At 63.0% G+C, this 16,753-nt stretch carries 15 protein-coding genes and 3 pseudogenes; 9 read left to right on the top strand and 9 right to left on the bottom strand.

The window, feature by feature from the left end; translation table 11 throughout:
- Window positions 1–128: 128 nt before the first annotated feature.
- A complete protein-coding gene (locus IEX88_RS12965; RefSeq protein ID WP_188851218.1) occupies window positions 129–1,019 on the bottom strand; it encodes a LysR family transcriptional regulator in 891 nt (296 codons plus the stop codon).
- Window positions 1,020–1,123: 104 nt separating this feature from the next.
- Here IEX88_RS12965 and IEX88_RS12970 point away from each other — a divergent pair, with 104 nt between their 5' ends.
- Genes IEX88_RS12970 through IEX88_RS12980 form a run of 3 tightly spaced genes read left to right on the top strand, consistent with a single transcriptional unit; the run spans window position 1,124 to window position 3,016 of the window.
- Complete coding sequence (locus tag IEX88_RS12970) at window positions 1,124–1,930, top strand: oxidoreductase (RefSeq protein WP_188851220.1); 807 nt, start codon at window positions 1,124–1,126, stop codon at window positions 1,928–1,930.
- 1 nt (window position 1,931) lies between these two features.
- Window positions 1,932–2,252, top strand: coding sequence for an antibiotic biosynthesis monooxygenase family protein (locus tag IEX88_RS12975; protein WP_188851222.1), 321 nt, complete (start codon window positions 1,932–1,934; stop codon window positions 2,250–2,252).
- Between the two features lie 11 nt (window positions 2,253–2,263).
- The gene (locus tag IEX88_RS12980; RefSeq protein ID WP_188851225.1) at window positions 2,264–3,016 is read left to right on the top strand and encodes an SDR family oxidoreductase; all 753 of its coding nucleotides are present in this window, start codon (window positions 2,264–2,266) and stop codon (window positions 3,014–3,016) included.
- Between the two features lie 167 nt (window positions 3,017–3,183).
- Here the strand turns inward: IEX88_RS12980 and IEX88_RS27055 are convergent.
- A pseudogene (locus tag IEX88_RS27055) lies at window positions 3,184–3,396 on the bottom strand (transposase); the annotation flags it as partial.
- Window positions 3,397–4,293: 897 nt separating this feature from the next.
- Here IEX88_RS27055 and IEX88_RS12990 point away from each other — a divergent pair.
- The 4 genes and pseudogenes from IEX88_RS12990 to IEX88_RS13005 all read left to right on the top strand — a co-directional run.
- Window positions 4,294–5,451, top strand: a complete 1,158-nt coding sequence (locus IEX88_RS12990) for an efflux RND transporter periplasmic adaptor subunit (RefSeq protein WP_188851227.1) — start codon at window positions 4,294–4,296, stop codon at window positions 5,449–5,451.
- 12 nt (window positions 5,452–5,463) lie between these two features.
- Window positions 5,464–8,643, top strand: coding sequence for an efflux RND transporter permease subunit (locus tag IEX88_RS12995; RefSeq protein WP_188851229.1), 3,180 nt, complete (start codon window positions 5,464–5,466; stop codon window positions 8,641–8,643).
- 98 nt (window positions 8,644–8,741) lie between these two features.
- Entirely contained in the window at window positions 8,742–9,026 is a 285-nt protein-coding gene (locus IEX88_RS13000) for a DoxX family protein (protein ID WP_188851232.1), read from the top strand.
- Window positions 9,026–9,322, top strand: a pseudogene (locus IEX88_RS13005) (transcriptional regulator); the annotation flags it as partial. The gene IEX88_RS13000 and the pseudogene IEX88_RS13005, both read left to right, overlap by 1 nt.
- A 118-nt stretch (window positions 9,323–9,440) precedes the next feature.
- Here the strand turns inward: IEX88_RS13005 and IEX88_RS13010 are convergent.
- Window positions 9,441–9,581, bottom strand: a complete 141-nt coding sequence (locus tag IEX88_RS13010; protein ID WP_188851235.1) for a hypothetical protein — start codon at window positions 9,579–9,581, stop codon at window positions 9,441–9,443.
- A 180-nt stretch (window positions 9,582–9,761) separates the two neighbouring features.
- The gene (locus tag IEX88_RS13015) at window positions 9,762–10,502 is read right to left on the bottom strand and encodes an SDR family NAD(P)-dependent oxidoreductase (protein ID WP_188851237.1); all 741 of its coding nucleotides are present in this window, start codon (window positions 10,500–10,502) and stop codon (window positions 9,762–9,764) included.
- A gap of 80 nt (window positions 10,503–10,582) precedes the next feature.
- Between IEX88_RS13015 and IEX88_RS13020 the strand changes: the two genes are divergently transcribed.
- Entirely contained in the window at window positions 10,583–11,251 is a 669-nt protein-coding gene (locus IEX88_RS13020; protein WP_188851240.1) for a TetR/AcrR family transcriptional regulator, read from the top strand.
- Between the two features lie 229 nt (window positions 11,252–11,480).
- On the opposite strand, the gene IEX88_RS13025 is transcribed toward IEX88_RS13020, so the two are convergent.
- From IEX88_RS13025 to IEX88_RS13035, 3 genes are all read right to left on the bottom strand, one after another.
- On the bottom strand, window positions 11,481–12,734 hold the full coding sequence (locus tag IEX88_RS13025; RefSeq protein WP_188851241.1) for a DUF5996 family protein: 1,254 nt from the start codon (window positions 12,732–12,734) through the stop codon (window positions 11,481–11,483).
- Window positions 12,735–12,826: 92 nt separating this feature from the next.
- Window positions 12,827–13,762: a pirin family protein gene (locus IEX88_RS13030; protein ID WP_188851243.1), complete on the bottom strand. Its 936-nt coding sequence runs from the start codon at window positions 13,760–13,762 to the stop codon at window positions 12,827–12,829.
- Between the two features lie 211 nt (window positions 13,763–13,973).
- Window positions 13,974–14,879 (bottom strand): LysR family transcriptional regulator, encoded by a 906-nt coding sequence (locus IEX88_RS13035; protein WP_188851245.1) that lies wholly within the window; start codon window positions 14,877–14,879, stop codon window positions 13,974–13,976.
- 154 nt (window positions 14,880–15,033) lie between these two features.
- Between IEX88_RS13035 and IEX88_RS13040 the strand changes: the two genes are divergently transcribed.
- On the top strand, window positions 15,034–15,687 hold the full coding sequence (locus IEX88_RS13040) for a hydrolase (protein WP_188851248.1): 654 nt from the start codon (window positions 15,034–15,036) through the stop codon (window positions 15,685–15,687).
- Between the two features lie 166 nt (window positions 15,688–15,853).
- Here IEX88_RS13040 and IEX88_RS13045 read toward each other — a convergent pair.
- A pseudogene (locus tag IEX88_RS13045) lies at window positions 15,854–15,958 on the bottom strand (ring-cleaving dioxygenase); the annotation flags it as partial.
- Between the two features lie 86 nt (window positions 15,959–16,044).
- Complete coding sequence (locus IEX88_RS13050) at window positions 16,045–16,584, bottom strand: MFS transporter (protein ID WP_373289581.1); 540 nt, start codon at window positions 16,582–16,584, stop codon at window positions 16,045–16,047.
- Window positions 16,585–16,753 lie beyond the last annotated feature (169 nt).

The following is a 16,753-nucleotide window of genomic DNA, read 5'->3' on the forward strand; positions in this document are numbered from 1 at the left end:
GCCTGACAAATAGTTTTAGGCAGTGACAGTGTTATCGTGGCGCGACCGAAAAGACGCGGAGCGGAAACGATTTCCGGTGCTGTTTCGGATCGGGAGTCGAAAGGCAGCTTTCACCGGAACTCTTTTGATCATCGGCCACCCTTGAGGACGTCGATGAAGGCCCGCAGCGCGGCCGGCACGTGGCGCCTTCCAGGGTAGTAGAGGCAGAGCCCGGGGTAAACCGGACACCAATCCTCCAGCACTTTGACAAGGCGCCCTGCCCGGAGATCGGCATCGGCAAATGATTCCCAAACGAAGGCCATGCCAAGGCCATCTGCCGCTGCTCGAACCATCAGACTATTGCCGTCGAGTGTCATGGAGCCTGGCACGTCGACGACGATCTCCACCCCCCGCCTCTCGAACTCCCATCGGTATAGTTTTCCGCTCGGCATCCGGTGGCGAATGCAACGATGTGCCCGCAGGTCGTCGGGCACGACCGGGCTTCCATGACGCTCCAGATAAGCGGGGGCTGCGACCACCAGGAAGCGGACGTCGCCGCCGAACGGAACAGCGATCATGTCCCGAGGCACAGTTTCGCGGAGACGGACGCCTGCGTCGAACCCCGCCTCGACAATGTCAATCATCCGTCCGTCGGTGACGAGATCCAGCGCGACCCCGGGACAACGCTCTGCGAAAGTCGGAACGGCCGTCTGCAGGAGCGCCTGCGCGGCTGCCTCGCCGCAATTTATGCGCAAGGTCCCGCCAACGGCGCCCGCTTCCCCCGTCACCGCGTCGAGGGCCTCGTCGAGATCCTGAAGCACCGGAACGATGCGGCGCAGGAGTTCGCCACCTGCCTCGGTCGGCGACACGCTCCGTGTCGTGCGGTTGAGGAGGCGCACCCCAAGGGTCCGCTCGAGCCCGATCAACGTGTGGCTGAGCGCGGAGCGCGACGTACCCAATGCATCGGCCGCTTTCCGGAAGCTGCGATGGCGGGCGACCGCCGCGAAGGCCGTCAGTTCGGCAAGGCTTGCTTTCGGCATTGGTGAAAGTCCTTCACGACGGCATGCAAATTGATGAACCTAATCCCATGAGCTGCCGGTCGCTAGATGTAGGCTCGACACAACCAATAGAGATTGGACCGACAATGCAAACGATCGTGATCACGGGGGTTTCGAGTGGCTTGGGCCGCGTCATGGCCGAAGAAGCGCTGTCGCGGGGCCATAGGGTGGTCGGCACCCTACGACAGGAGGACCAGCGTACTGCCTTCGAGGCGATCTCGCCGGGGCGGTCTATCGGCCGGATCATGGACGTGACGGACCCGTCACAGATCTCGACCTTCGTTCGGACCGTCGAGGATGAGGTCGGCCCGATAGACGTCTTGGTCAACAATGCCGGGTTCGGCCTTCAGGGCGTGATCGAGGAGTTGGATCTCGGCGCGCTTCGCCGCCAGTTCGACGTCAACGTCTTCGGGCCGGTGGCGCTTATCCAGGCGGTGCTGCCAGCCATGCGGGAGCGAAAAGCGGGGCATGTGGTCAACATCGTATCCCAGGGCGGCATTATCACATTCCCAGGCCTCGGCGCCTACCACGGCAGCAAGTTCGCCCTCCTTGGCATCAACGATGCCCTGGCGAAGGAGGTTTCGAGATTGGGCATCCACGTGACAGCGATCCTGCCGGGCCTCTACCGAACGGAATGGGGCGGGCGGTCGCAGGTACACACCGAGCACCGCATCGCCGACTATGACGCGGTCCTCCGGATGGACGGCGAGTGGAATTGGGGCGACCCGGCAGCGTTGGGCCGGGTCGTGCTGGACGCCATCGAGATGTCCGCGCCGCCCGAGCACCTGCTTGTGGGCCCCTCGGCGATCGAGAACGTCAAGGAACGGCTGGCGCAGTGGTCGTCCGAGATCGAGCGCTGGGAGTCTCTATCATTCGCGGACGGAGAAGGCTGAGATGGCCGCGGAGAAAGGGAACGATCCCCTACAGTCGATCAAACTTCTCACGCGGTTCGAGGGGCCGGACGCCCAGGCCACGGAAGCGTTCCTCCTTCGGCTCCAGGCTGTCCGAGCTTCGGTGAGAGAGGAGCCGGGGCATGTTGCGTACGAGTTGTATCGATCCCGCGACCAGTCGACGGTCTTGTTCGTCTTAGAGGAATGGCGAACGCAGAAAGATGCCGATCTCCACGTTGCGGCAGCAACGACCGGCGAGGAGGCACGCTCGGCGCTTGCCCTCCTTTCCACACCACCAATCACCATAAGCCTAGTCGCGTGCTGAAGGAGCCGGACATGAACATCTCAGGAAACACGATCCTCATCACGGGCGCGGGCACGGGAATGGGGCTGATTGCGGCCAAGGAGCTCGCTGCGCGCGGCAACCGGGTCATCATGGTAGCTCGCGACGCGGAACGCCTCCAAAGGGAAGCGGACGCCTTGCGGGGCGCGCAGGCCTATGCCTGTGACATAACCGATGTCGGACAGGTCGAGGGCTTGGTCGACTGGGTCCAGGAGAACGCACCCGAACTCAACGTGCTGTTTCTCAACGCGGGCGTGACGCACACCTACCGCCTCTTCGACGGGACCGACGCCGCAAGTAACGCGCGGCTCGAGATGCTGGTCAATTTCGTGTCGGCGGTCGACTTGACGCACCGCTTCCTACCTTTGCTGGAAGGCCGCCCGGATCCGGCGCTGATCGTCACCACGTCCGGCGTCATGTATGCACCGGACACGACGAATCCCACCTACAGCGCCACCAAGGCCGCGCTCCACTCCTACGTCCAGTCGATGCGGTATCGGCTGAAGCAGGTCGGCTCGCCGTTGCGACTGTTCGAGCTGGTCTCGCCCTTGGTGGACACCCCGTTCGCATCCGGCGTCAGGTCCAACGAAAAAGCCAAGCCCGAGACGGTGATCGCCGACCTGCTGCATGGGCTGGAAGACGACACGTTCGACATCCGCCCGGGGTCAAGCCAGGCCTTGTACGAAGCGTGGCGAGCCGACCCTGAGAAGGCGGTGGCCATGGTTAACGAGGCTACGGGCGCCTGATACCGTCCAGCTTGGAGTAAGTGCGGTCGGACTCCGCCGAGTGTCGCATCAGGTTCCGGCCGTGGTCCGCATCGCCTCGAGGAACGCCTGGAACGCGGCGCTCGGCTGACGACGGTTGGAATCGTAGCGTGGTTGGCGGCAGGATCGGCGCCCTGGCCTTAAGCAGCTCAACCAGCGCCCCGGACTTCAGATGCTCCTCGACATGCGGGACGGGCAGGCATGCCACGCCTACGCCGCAGACGGCGGCAGGCGCTCTCGACGAGCATATAGCGCACCCGCCCGTTCCCGACCTTTGTGATCCCCCCGCGTCGGATCGTGTCGCCAGTCGGGAGTTCACTCGGCACCAGCCCGAGATAGCCCAAGAGCTGACACGGGCTCTCGGACGGCGCGAGTGCTGCCGAGCCGAGAGACACGAGAATCTGGAAAATCTCTTTGAGAATGCGCCGTGCGGCTATGTCTCGCCACAGGCAGACGGGCGCATCATAAAAGTAACCCGACCCTTCTCGCCTGGATGGGGCATGAGCGCGACCGCCTCGTCGGGCAGCGGTTTCAGATCTCCTGAACATAGCGGGCAAGATCTATCAACAAGGCGATTTCGCGCCCCTTCTTAAAATTTAGAACGCTTCAATGAGGTCCCTTTCGACTTCGTTCGCGGCGATGGTAGGCCCTGCCAGTCTTGGTAAATGCGGTACAACGACGCGACGCTTCCGGAGGGCTGGGCTTCATCCGTATAACCATCTTCAACGCTTCAAACAGGCGGCGGTACGTACGGGAATTGCTGGAAGCCCGCAGGGCTGCAGAACAGGCCGGGGCCGCACTGCGCGAACTCAATCAGACATTGGAAGCGAAGCGCCCGGTGCCGTAGAGAAGCGCATGAGAGCCGAGGGTCAGATCCGGCAGATGCAGAAGATGGAGGGACACGTTTGTGACAGGGTGCGGCCAGCCTGGTCCTCGAAGCAAAGAGGATCAATGTTTGGTGCCGGCCTGCAGCCCGTCGGCGAACTCAAAGGGCGGAAAGCAATCCGATGATGCACCCTTCATCCTTAACGGCAGGGCAATCGAAGCCGCCGCCGAGAACGAGAAGCTCCTTTTCGGGGTACTTCGCCGAGACCTTGCCATCACTGGCTGTGATCTGGCAGCGTGTCGCTCGTTGCGGCGGCTGCTGCGTCCTTGACTAGGAAATCCCGCCGCTTTCGTGGCCTGTTGCACTTGGGGCTTAGCAGTTGCAACATGGTCAGACGACTCTCCGTCCATCCCCTGATCTGGAACACCTTAAGATGAAGTCCTTTGTTTCGGCATCATTATTTAAGTTGGCCCTCTCTAGTGCAGCATTGGGCTTAACCCGAATCGCCTTCGCTCAGGATGCGCCGCCCCCGCAAGTGACGGTCGCCAAGCCCGTAGTGAAGCAGATCATCGAGGATGACGAATTCATCGGCCGCTTCGAGGCAGTGGACCAAGTCGACATTCGGGCCCGCGTGTCCGGCTATGTGTCGCAGATTCATTTTCAGGATGGTGCCGTTGTAAAAGCGGGCGACCTGCTCCTTACGATCGATCAAGCCCCCTACAGAGCTGCACTTGACCAAGCACAGGCAAGTGTCGAAGCAAGCACGGCACGTCTTGAGTTCGCCCGCGCCGATTTGGAGCGCGCAGCGACACTGCGCGAGACCGGCAACATCACGACGCAGGTCGCGGACACTCGCACCCAATCATTCGCGACAGCGACCGCGGATGCCAATGGAGCCAAGGCCGCGCTTGATCGGGCCAAGCTTGAATTCAGCTTCACCGAGATCCGAGCACCCATTACCGGCCGCATGTCGCGCAAGCTCGTTTCGATCGGTAATCTCGTCGTCGCCAACGACACGATCCTTACCAACATCGTGTCGGTCGATCCGATCAACTTCTACTTTGACGTAGACGAGCGGACCTATCTCGCCTATCGCCAACTCAGCTCCGGCGGACTGAACACGCCGGTGGGCGACCTTCGGAACGAGGTGAAAGTCGCCATCGGCAACGAGCCGCGCCCGGTGCATCCGGGGTATCTCGACTTCACTGAGAATCGGCTCGATACCGCAAGCGGTACGCTTCGCGCTCGAGCCGTCCTGCCGAACGCTGATGGCATGCTTGTGCCGGGCCTCTTCGGCCGCGTCGCAATTCTTGGATCGGTGCCCTACGACGGCGTGCTCATCCCCGACGAGGCCGTCGGATCCGACCAGGATCGGCGCGTCGTCTATGTGGTTGGGCCGGACAACACCATTTCAATGCAGCCGGTGCGCCTCGGACCGCGCATCGACGGCTATCGCGTCATTCGCGAGGGGCTGAAGGGCGACCAGACGATCGTCGTCAACGGCCTGATGCGGGTGCGACCCGGTATTAAAGTAGACCCCAAGCCGACGGACCTGCCGCCCGTCGCAGTCGCCGAAAACACGGCACAGTAGGGGGCCGATCCGATGCGCTTCGCCCATTTCTTTATTGACCGGCCGATCTTCGCCTGCGTGATCTCGATCCTGATATCGTTGATAGGGACGATCGCCTATCTCGGCCTGCCTGTCGCGCAATATCCTGAGATCGCGCCACCAACTGTTGTGGTGCGCGCCTCTTATCCCGGCGCCAATGCCGAAACGGTCGCCGCAACAGTGGCGACGCCGCTCGAGGAGCAGATCAACGGCGTAGAGAACATGCTCTACATGTCGTCCTACTCCACGGGCGACGGTGGACTGTCGCTTACCATCACCTTCCAGCTCGGCACTGATCTGGACCAAGCGCAGGTGCTGGTGCAGAACCGCGTCTCGATCGCAGAACCCCGGTTGCCAGAAGAGGTTCGCCGACTCGGCGTCACGACGCTCAAATCCTCGCCCGACCTGATGATGGTCGTGCACATGGTCTCGCCGAACAAAGCCTATGACCAGCTCTACATCTCGAACTACGCCCGTAACAACGTGCGCGACGAGCTCCTGCGCCTCGGTGGCGTCGGGGATCTACAGATTTTCGGTGAGCGTCTCTACTCGCTTCGCGTCTGGCTCGACCCCGACAAGTTAACCACCTTCGGCCTCACTTCAGACGACGTCGTCAGGGCCATCCAGGCGCAGAACGTGCAGGTCTCCAGCGGCGCCCTTGGCCAGGAGCCGACTAATCTCGGCAGTGCCTTCCAGCTGACCGTGAACACGCAAGGCCGCTTTGAGAACGTCACGCAGTTCCGCCGTGTGATCGTCAGGACCACCGAAGACGGACGCATGGTGCGCGTCCAGGACGTCGCACGCGTGGAGCTCGGTGCGCAGGACTATGTGACGAACTCATATCTCGACGGCGAAGAAGCTGTCGCGATGGTGGTCTTCCAGCGGCCCGGTACGAACGCTCTCGCCTCCGTCGAGGAAATCCTCTCGACGATGGAGACGCTGAAGGCGACCTTTCCGCCCGGAATCGACTACCGCGTCGTCTACAATCCGACGACGTTCATCGCAGAGTCGGTCAGCGCCGTGTATCACACGCTGGCCGAGGCGATCGCACTCGTCGTCCTCGTCGTACTCGTCTTCCTGCAGAGCTGGCGAACTGCGCTGATCCCGATCATCGCCATTCCGATCTCGCTGATCGGCACCTGCGCGATCATGGCGGCGCTCGGCTTCTCCTTAAACACGCTGACGCTCTTCGGCTTCGTGCTTGCCATCGGCATCGTGGTCGATGATGCAATCGTGGTTGTCGAGAACATCGAGCGCAACATAGCGCTGGGGTTATCGCCGCGTGATGCGGCCCACACGACGATCGACGAGGTAGGAACGGCGGTGATCGCAATCGCCCTCGTGCTCGGCGCCGTCTTCGTGCCGACCGCTTTCATCCCCGGCATATCCGGCCAGTTCTACCGGCAGTTCGCGCTAACGATCGCCATATCGACCGTCATCTCCGCCTTCATTTCCCTGTCGCTCTCACCGGCGCTCGGCGCCATTCTTCTGAAGCCCCACGAAAGTCATGGCGCTGGCGGAAGAAACCCGCTTCGGCGTTTGGCAAGTGGCTTCAATCGCGGCTTCGACCGAACCTCAAGCGCCTATGCTGGCGGCGTCAAACGCATCGTGAACCGGAAACTGATCGTTCTGCCGATCTATGCCGGCCTTGTGTTCGCGACCGTCTACGTGGGCAATAAGGTCCCACAGGGCTTCATTCCCTCGCTCGACCAGGGCTACCTCATCGCGGTCGCCCAGTTGCCCGATGGCGCCTCGCTGTCACGCTCGGATGCTGTGACGAGACGCATCTCCGACATTGCGAAGGATACACCAGGCACAGAGTATTCGGTTGCCTTCTCTGGCTTCTCGGCTGCCACCTTCACCAATGCCACGAACGCATCGGCGGTGTTCATCGGGCTTAAGCCCTTCGAGGAGCGTCTGAAGGACGGGCTATCCGCCGACAAGATCCTCGCCGACCTCAACACCCGTCTCCAGTCGATCGAGGAGGCGTTCGTCATCATCGTGCCGCCGCCGCCTGTTCGCGGCATCGGCAATTCCGGCGGCTTCCGAATGCAGGTCCAGGAGCGCATGGGCCCGGATATCGAGCGCGTCCTTGCCGCCAGCCAGGAGTTGATGGGCAAAGCCGCGCAAGACCCCAGGCTCAGCGGCGTGTTCACGACCTTCTCTGCCTCATCGCCGCAGATCTTCCTCGACATCGACCGGCAGAAAGCGGAGATCCTGAACGTTCCAATCACAAACATCTTCTCGACGCTGCAGCAGAATCTCGGCACCGCTTACGTTAATGACTTCAACGCATTCGGCCGAATATACCAGGTGCGCGCTCAAGCTGACCAGCGCTTCCGGATGGACACGCGAGACATCGAGCAGCTGCGCGTGCGCTCCTCCAGCGGCGCTCTCGTGCCGCTCGGAACGCTCGTGACTGTAAAGGAGGTGTCAGGCCCAAACCTAATCCAGCGCTACAACATGTTCACCTCGGTACCGCTGCAAGGAAACCCGGCACCCGGTGTGTCCTCCGAAGATGCGCTGAACGCGATGGAGGCTCTGGCAAAGGCGACCCTGCCGCAGGGCTCGACCTTCCAGTGGACGGAGCTCGCTTTCCAGCAGAAAAGCACTGGTGATACTGCCATATTCGTCTTTGCGCTGTCCCTCCTCTGCGTCTTCCTCGTTCTAGCGGCTCAATACGAGAGCTGGACACTGCCGCTCGCGATCATCCTGATCGTGCCGATGGCAGTCCTTTCGGCGCTTCTCGGCGTGATGCTGCGCGGCTTCGACAACAATATCCTGACTCAGATCGGCCTCGTCGTCCTGGTTGGCCTTGCCGCCAAAAACGCCATCCTCATCGTGGAGTTCGCTCGCGATGCCGAAGCAAGGGATGGCAAAACACCCGTGGAAGCGGTGGTCGAGGCGTGCAGGCTTCGCTTACGGCCGATCCTGATGACGGCGCTCGCCTTCATCCTGGGCGTTGTGCCGCTGGTGATCGCGACGGGTCCAGGTGCCGAAATGCGCCAGGCGCTCGGCACCGCCGTCTTTTTCGGCATGATCGGCGTCACGATCTTCGGCCTGTTCTTGACGCCGGTCTTCTATGTCGCCATCCGCTGGATCGACGGCAAGGTCGCCGGATGGCGGCGACCAACGGCCAAAAACGAGCCTCCGGTTGTCGCGCAAACTCGCTAAAGGCTTCTACCAAGTTCAAGAGCGCGAGGGTCTTGTCCGCGCCGACAAGAGCTGAGGCAATCGCATCGACAGTCCCATCTGCACCACCGGAGAGAGGGATGCCAGAGCTTCTGACGCTATCCGGCATCGGAGGCGCGATGGAGCTCGTCGGAGGGCTTCTCATCGTGTTCGGCTTCCTGACCCGTCCTGTTGCATTCCTGCTGGCTGGCGAAATGGCGGTCGCATACTGGATGTTCCATGCTCCAAGGAGCCTGTATCTTGTCCTCAACGGCGGCGATGCCTCGATCCTCTACTGCTTCGTATTCCTGCTGATCTTCTTTGCAGGGCCAGGTGGCTGGAGCGTCGACGGGAGCGGCTCCCGCGGTAACGGACGCGCAATGTAGACAAAGGGCACGGCGGCGGCTGGACCATCGCGCGCGTCCTTCCGACCGTGACGCTTCGCGGAATTTACGAGGCGCTCGGCTCGCCCGGCGTCTTTGCCATGGACCACCGCAGGGAGGCGACGGGCTGGCTGGTGGAGGAGGCCTTGAACGCAGCGATGGACGGCGCCTTCGCCGAAGCCCTGCGTCTCCGGCGGCTGGCCTCGGTGACCCTCGCCGCCCTCAGCGCCGACTCCGATGCGCGTCTTTCCCGTCGCACGAGCCACTGCGACTTCGCGGACGAATCCCATGCGGCATGACGCGATCGTCATCGGCGGCAGCTTCGGGGGCTTATCCGCGGCTACACGTCCCGCTGCGGGATCGAGAAGGGAGGCGGAAAAGCTGTCGATGCCAACCTCGAACAACCCTGGTTCATGGTCATCGGAAATTGCCTCCGCCCGCGCGTTCCTGCGGCGCGGGGAAGCCGACACTCTGGCCGAGTTGCGTCGTGTGGCAACCGGCTTGGAGCATCAGAAGGGTGCCGACGGCGAGCAAAGCCAGCATTCTTTCGAGTCGCATGTCTCTCATCCAATTACGAGCTTGGGGGGATGCCGGGCCGACCGATTGGCCAGTCAGCAAGCGTGATTGCCGCACCCTTTGCGATCGTCTCATCCGGAGCGGACGATCAGGCCTAGGAACAAAGCTGCGGGCCCCGCAGGCTTGCCTACCGGGCCCGACGTTGTCTTAAAAGTCGACCTGCTACGTGAGCTGTCCGCCGTCGACGTTCAGGATCGCGCCGGTGATATGGCGCGCGGCAGGGCTGGCGAGGAAGGCGACAGCGGCGGCCACGTCTTCCGGCGTCCCGTAGCGGCCGAGCGGACTCAAACTGCGCTGAAAATCAGCGAAGGGACCATTGGCAGGATTCATCTCGGTATCCGTCGAGCCCGGCTGAACAAGGTTGACCGTGATGTCCCGCGGTCCCAATTCCCGAGCCAGACCCCGCGTGAGCGTTTGTAAGGCCGCCTTGGTCATGAAGTAGACCGTGCCCGTGTCCCCGACGATGCGGTCGGCGCCCCCGGATCCGATCGTAACGATGCGTCCGCCCGCCGGAAGGTGGGGGATTGCGGCCTGACTGGCCAGGATCGGACCGCGTACGTTGATAGCGAAAAGCTCGTCGATCATCTCGGTGCTGACCTCGGCGATTGTCGCGTAGGCGGCGATGGCCGCATTGTTGACGAGGATGTCGAGGCCGCCAAGAGCAGCCACGGCTTCGTCAACGGAGCGTCGGATCGCGGCCGGATCGGCTGCGTCGGCGCGAATTGCCAATGCCTTCCGTCCCTTCGCCTCGATGTCCCGAACCACTTGCGAGGCGCGCTCGGCGGAGTGGCCGTAGGTGATTGCAACGTCCGCGCCGCCGTCGACGAGAGCAAGGGCGATCGCCGCACCGATTCCGCGAGAGCCTCCGGTCACGAGGGCACGCTTGCCAAGAAGATTTTGCATTGGTCTACCTTTCTGTAGTGATCGATAGATAATCGCTATCCGGCTTGCCGCCCGCCGTCAACCGAATTATATAATGGTCGATGCAGAAAGAAGGTGACAGCAGGAGTGGAATGGACGCGGGGCCCCGTCGGCGTGGACGGCCTCGTGCTTTCGATCGCGATGAAGCGCTCGCCAAGGCGGTGCGTTTGTTCTGGGCGCGCGGCTTCGAGGCCACGTCGATCGCCGACCTAACGTCCGAGCTTGGAATCGGATCGCCTAGCCTCTATGCGGCCTTCGGCTCGAAGGAGGCGCTCTACGTCGAAGCGCTCGAGCGTTATGTCCGAGACAACGAGGCCTATGTTTGGAAGGAGTTTCGCTCCGCCCCAACTGCACGCGAAGCGGTACGTGCGTTGCTGTCGAACTCGGCAGCCGCCCTCACCGGCTGCGTTGCCGACATGCCGCGCGGTTGCATGGTGACGCTCTCGCAGGTCGGCAGCGAGGGCCATGAGACGCTAGGCGAGCTCGTTCGTGGAGCACGCGCCCAAACCTTGGAGCGCTTGCTCGTGCGATTAGAAGAAGGGGTCGCCGCGGGCGAGATTCCTGCTTCAGCGGACTGCCGGGCTTTGGCCCGCTTTGTGCAGACGGCCCAAGCCGGTATGTCGATCCTTGCGCGCGATGGCGCAAGCGGTGCCGAACTCCAGACGGTTGCCGACATCTCGATGCAGGGATGGGACGCTTATCTTGTGGCAACGGGCGAAGTTTCCGGCTGATCCGACGGGTCGCCCGTATCGACCTTTCCACGTTGTAGCGCCCTATCCTCCAGCACCTGAAAGTGGACATAGCTTTTGCAGCTCTAGCCGGCCTTTGTGAGCGCTGCCCGTTGTCGCTACGTGGCCGCGCTGAATTGGAACCCGGGGAGAGCAGGCGTTCGCGTCACTCTCGGCGGCCATGACGCCGCCTGTGATGATACTCGCTAAAGGACTCGCTGAGAGGAAGTCGTCAGGATTGACGAAGCACGTCCTGCCATTCCGGATGACGATCAAACTGCGCCTTCGCGAACGGGCAGAGCGCGATGAGCGCGATCTCGTCGCGCCGTGCGTCCTCGACCGCTCGGCGCACCATTCGCTCGCCAACCTTCCGGCCCCGCAGGACGTCAGGGACTTCTGTGTGGTCGATGATGATCAGACCCTTGCCGGCCCGGCTGTAGGTCATCTCGGCCTCGACGCCGTCGACAACCAGGCGATAGCGTCCCTTCGACGCGCCATCCTCCCGCTCAACCCGTTCGTCCACCGGCACCGGCAAATCCGCCTTCGCCTTGGCATCGGCTGGCCGAACGTTGCGAGTCTGACCCGGCAAGCATTCGAGGAGGTCGCGGTCCCATGATCCAAGCTCGGCAGCCGCCTCATAGGTCGAAACGAGAAACGCCATGAGATCCGCATCGGGATCGGCCGCCGACCGCACGGCGTCATAGGGGAGGACGAACTCTGATAGGCCGTCATGCCAGAAGACGGCATCGGGCTGAGCAGCCGCACCCCTGAACCCGTTCGGTGCTGGATAGGCGTAGGCGTAGAACGCGGGATAGTCGATGCCGCCGCCGCCTGGCCAGAAACCCGCCGACGAAACCTCCCGGTCGTAGGCTTCCCGCGCCACGTCGTCCGGCAAGGCCGGAATGCCGCCCGGGTGGAGCGGAGCACGCCGTCCGGAGAAGCGGGTGACAGCCAGATCGAGCGCACCCCAGAACAGGTGAACCGGGCTCGACTTGCCAAGGAAGGAGGTTCGGAACGCCTTGAAGACTGTGTCGATAGCCAGCAAGGCTCGATGATAGCGTTCCACGGCGTCGCGGTCGTAGGGGCGTTCGCGATGATCCTCCGCGAACGGCATGGGATAGGGCACCTCGTTTGGAACACCGCTGAAGACCGACGCGCCGCCGAGCTTAGCCACAAGTTCCTTGAACTCGGCGTTGAACGCCGAGACCGTGGAAGGCCCAAGCGCGAACGACGCCGTTCTGCCGTCGCCGCTCGTGCCGACGACCCTGTGGTCGTGGAAGTCGAACAGGATCTCGATGCCGGAGCCGTCGGGGATGGGCGAGGAGGTCAGCCCCCGGGGCGTGACGTAGAAGGTGGCGTTCCAAGAGTGATTGAGCCAGGGGGACTGCGCCAATCGATACTTGCCGCCGATCTGGAGATAGAGATGGAGCGCGGAACATGTCTCGCGCCAGCCGAGGTAGTCGAGCTCCGGCCATCTGTTCGTCATGTCTTCCTCCGTTCAGCGTCTGATCGGTCGCAATCTGATCCGTATGGTCCTGGCGGCACGTATAGCTTGGTCCGTTCGCTCGTCGACATCCGTCAGTCTGGCAGGGGAATGTGCTCGTCCCGATCGTCGACTGGCAGGTCGAAGCGTCCCTTACCCCAGTTCTCCGCGCGCCATTCCGCCTTGGCCTGCTCGATGCGCTCCCTCGACGAGGCAACGAAGTTCCACCAGACATACCGCGGTCCGGGGAGCGTCGCACCTCCGAGGATCAGCAAGCGCGCCCCCCTTTCGCCGGCAGCGACGGTGATCCTGTCGCCCGGGCGGAAGACCATCATCTGCTGGGCTTCGTATTCCCTGCCGGCAATCGAGATCGTTCCCTCGAGGATGTAGATGCCGCGATCTTCGTGGTTGTCCGGCATCGGCAGCCGGCGACCCGCATTGAGCTTCACGTCGGCGTAGAAAGTCTCTGACAGCATGGTCGCGGGCGCGATCTTGCCATAAGCGCTGCCGAGGATCAGCCGGACGGAGACGCCCTGGTCCTCGATCACGGGCAATGCTTCCTTGCCATGATGCTCGAACGTGGGGGCCATGTCCTCGTAGCTGTCGGGCAGGGCGAGCCATGTCTGGATGCCGAAGAGACTGTTCGGACCGCTACGGGCCGCCGCGGAGGTGCGCTCCGAATGGGTGACGCCGCGTCCGGCGACCATCCAGTTCAGCTCGCCGGGCCGGATCATCTGGTCCGCTCCGGTGCTGTCCCGGTGATGGAAGTCGCCGCGGTACAGGTAGGTGACGGTGCCGAGACCGATATGCGGATGCGGACGGACATCGATGCCTTGCCCCGTCAGCAACTCTGCCGGCCCGGCCTGGTCGAAGAAGATGAAGGGGCCGACCATTTGACGCTGCGGTGCCGGCAAGGCACGCCGGACCTCGAAGCCGCCGAGGTCGCGGGAACGGGGAACGATCAAGGTCTCGATCGCATCCGCGCCCACTTCGTCCGGACTGCCTGGTTCGAGTGCGGGGTTCCAGCTCATGGTCACGGTCCTTCCGGGAACGGCCGGTCCCCAGGACGTAGCCCGAGGAAGCACGGAGGTTAACGATCGGTCGTCTGCGACAACGACGAACTCGGCGCCGATCGGCGATGTCATGAGCTAGCCGCGGAATTGCTCCCAGCCTAGCTTCGGCAAACGCGCAACCGTGTCGCATCACGCGGAACGCTGGAACGACCGCGGTGCGGCACCGGCCTTACACCTTCGAAACGAAGTCGATTGCCCCGAATTGCGGATCCTCCGCAAAAAGCACGGTCATCAGGTCTGCCAGGACCTGAACCTTCCGCCCGGGATGACGGCCCGGTGGACGCACGACGTACGCCCCTGCGGCGGGCGGCGGATGATCAGTCATGATGGGGAGAAGCGCACCGGAGGCGACGTAGTCGTGGACGATGCAGTTGGGCAGCCAGGCGATACCGAGGCCCGCGGCGGCAGCGGCGGCGAGCGCGGTCGCGCTGTCGGCCTTGAACCGTCCCTGCGGGTTGACCGTCACGATCGTGTCGCCGTCCATGAACTGCCATGTCTCGGTTCCCTGCATGAGGGCCTGATGGGCGGTGATGTCATCCGGCCTGCGTGGGAGCCCATGCTCTCGGATGTAGTCTGGGCTGGCAACGAGCGATCCGTAGATCGGCCCGACCCTTCGGGCGACCAACTCGGAGTCGGGAAGGTAGCCGACGCGGATCGCGCAGTCGAACCCGCCCGTCACGAGATCGACAATGCGGTCACTGAAGACGGCATGGACGTGAAGTTGAGGATGGCGCCGCGCCATGTCCGCGATAACGGGGGCGAAGTGCGTCGGGCCGAAGGACAGCGGCATCGCGATCCGCAGGCGGCCGCGGAGGTCGCCGACCGGCCGGATCGTCTCCTTGGCGGCCTCGATCTCGGTTCTGATTCTGCCCGCGTGGTCGCGAAAGATCGATCCGGCTTCGGTCAGGGCGGCCCCGCGCGTTGTCCGCATCAGGAGCTGAGCGCCGAGATCCTCCTCGAGTCGAAGCAACCGGCGGCTGACGATCGACTTCGACACCCCGAGCCGACGCGCCGCGGCCGATACCCCTCCTGCGTCGGCGACTTCGACAAAGGTCAGGATGTCATCGATGTCCATTCGGCGTTCCCCGTTTGGCGACAGAGCTGCACGCCGGACCGCGCTACTCCGCCAGGTTCCAGAGTGGCAAGTACACCACGTTCCGGACGACGCACCGAGATCGACGTCGGCTTGCTTCAAAGTCAACCTACTCTTCACTACGAGGGATGTATCGATGACGTTTCGTAATGGCCTTTCTTCGCTTCTCCGCCCCGAGGACTCCGTCCTCGTCCTCATCGACCACCAGCCCTACCAGCTTGCGAACGTGAATAGTCACGAGCCGCAGATGGTCATTAACAATACGGCAGGGCTCGCCAAGGCCGCCAAGGCCTTCGGCGTTCCCACGATCCTGACGACTGTGATCGCGGAACGGGGCGGTCTCCTCTTCCCCCAAATCACCGAAGTGTTCCCCGGCCAGGAGGTGATCGACCGGACCTTCATCAACACCTGGGAGGATCCCAAGGTCGTCGACGCAGTCAAGGCAACCGGCCGCAAGCAGTTGGTCATCGCCGGACTGTGGACCGAAGTTTGCGTCGCGATGCCGACGATCCAGGCGCTCGGCGAAGGCTGGGACGTGACGGTCGTCACCGACGCGTCCGGCGCCGTCTCAGTCGAGGCGCACCAGGTCGCCATCCAGCGGATGATCGCGGCCGGCGCCAACATGATGACATGGCTGGCGCTTGCGGCCGAATGGCAGCGTGACTGGGCACGGGCGGACACTGCCGCCAAGCTGACCGAGGTCATTATCCAGCATGCCGGCGGCAGTGGCATCGCGTACCTCTGGGAGCAGCAACTGCTCAACACGCCGGTGCCCACGACCGCGGGCTAAATCGACGGGGCTCTTTGTCGCTCGGTGCATCCGATCGGCTTCCTAACCCGAACCCGGTCGCCTGACTGCCCCCTGCGGCGGCGGCCGGACGCATCGCAACTGCCAAGCGGCGGACCCGATTGGCGGTCTTTGCTACCGAATACCGCGATGATCGCCTTCATCCCCTGACCGTCTTCTTGACCAGCCGAAGCCCCAGCAAGAGGGTATCGAAGTCGATATTGCGGCGAGCCGGACCCGCCAGGGCGGTCACGTGGTGGATGCCGTAGCTCATTTAGCTCTCGAAGTTCTTGAGGAGATAGCGGAGGTGCGACGAGTGGGTGGTGGCATGGAAGCGTCGTAATTCAGGGCGCCACCCCATCAAGCCGCGCCTCGAACGTGGCGATTGCTGGCATGTGAAACCTCGCCGGACGCAGGATTCGCCGAGAGGTAGTGGCGCACGCTGGGCTCCTGATCACGCATCTGGAAGCTCCGCACCTCCGAATGGAGGTCAACGTCGGCGAGGGATGTCCGACGGTGCTGACGAAGATGTTCGGCCCAGGATTCGGTCATGAACCACTCGAGGAAAACACTGGGATCTGAGGCATCCTCGGTGATACCCCAGTTGAATGCCCCATCCCGCCGCCGAGTTTTGGCTAGTTTCGTGATCGCGGCCAGGAATGGCTCACGATCCGCCGGATCCACCCGGTACTCGATGTGAATCAGGACCGGTCCTCGATCCCCGACAACCGGGGCGGCGACAATGGGTTCGGGCCAGTCGAATGAAGAAGGGCTCGGGGCATCTTGGGCTGCTGCGGGGCGAGACCAGTTCGCGGGATCAGGTGAAGCATACTCGCCGACGCGACCGTCGGCTCCGGTACGCCTCTCGACGATTGGCTGAGCACCTTCGGGTGAGGTCACCAGTGGCGACCGAGGAGATGGCGACTGGCATTTTCATCGGTGAAGTTGGGTTTCAAGACATGCGTCGCGATGTGGTGCCGTCGATTGAAGGCACAATGGAGGCAGGCTGGCCCCTGGCATCGGCGGCGCACGGCCGAACTACCACAACATGCCATGACCGGATGAACTG

The sequence above is a fragment of the Aureimonas glaciei genome (assembly GCF_014643375.1).
GTDB classification, from domain to species: domain Bacteria; phylum Pseudomonadota; class Alphaproteobacteria; order Rhizobiales; family Rhizobiaceae; genus Plantimonas; species Plantimonas glaciei.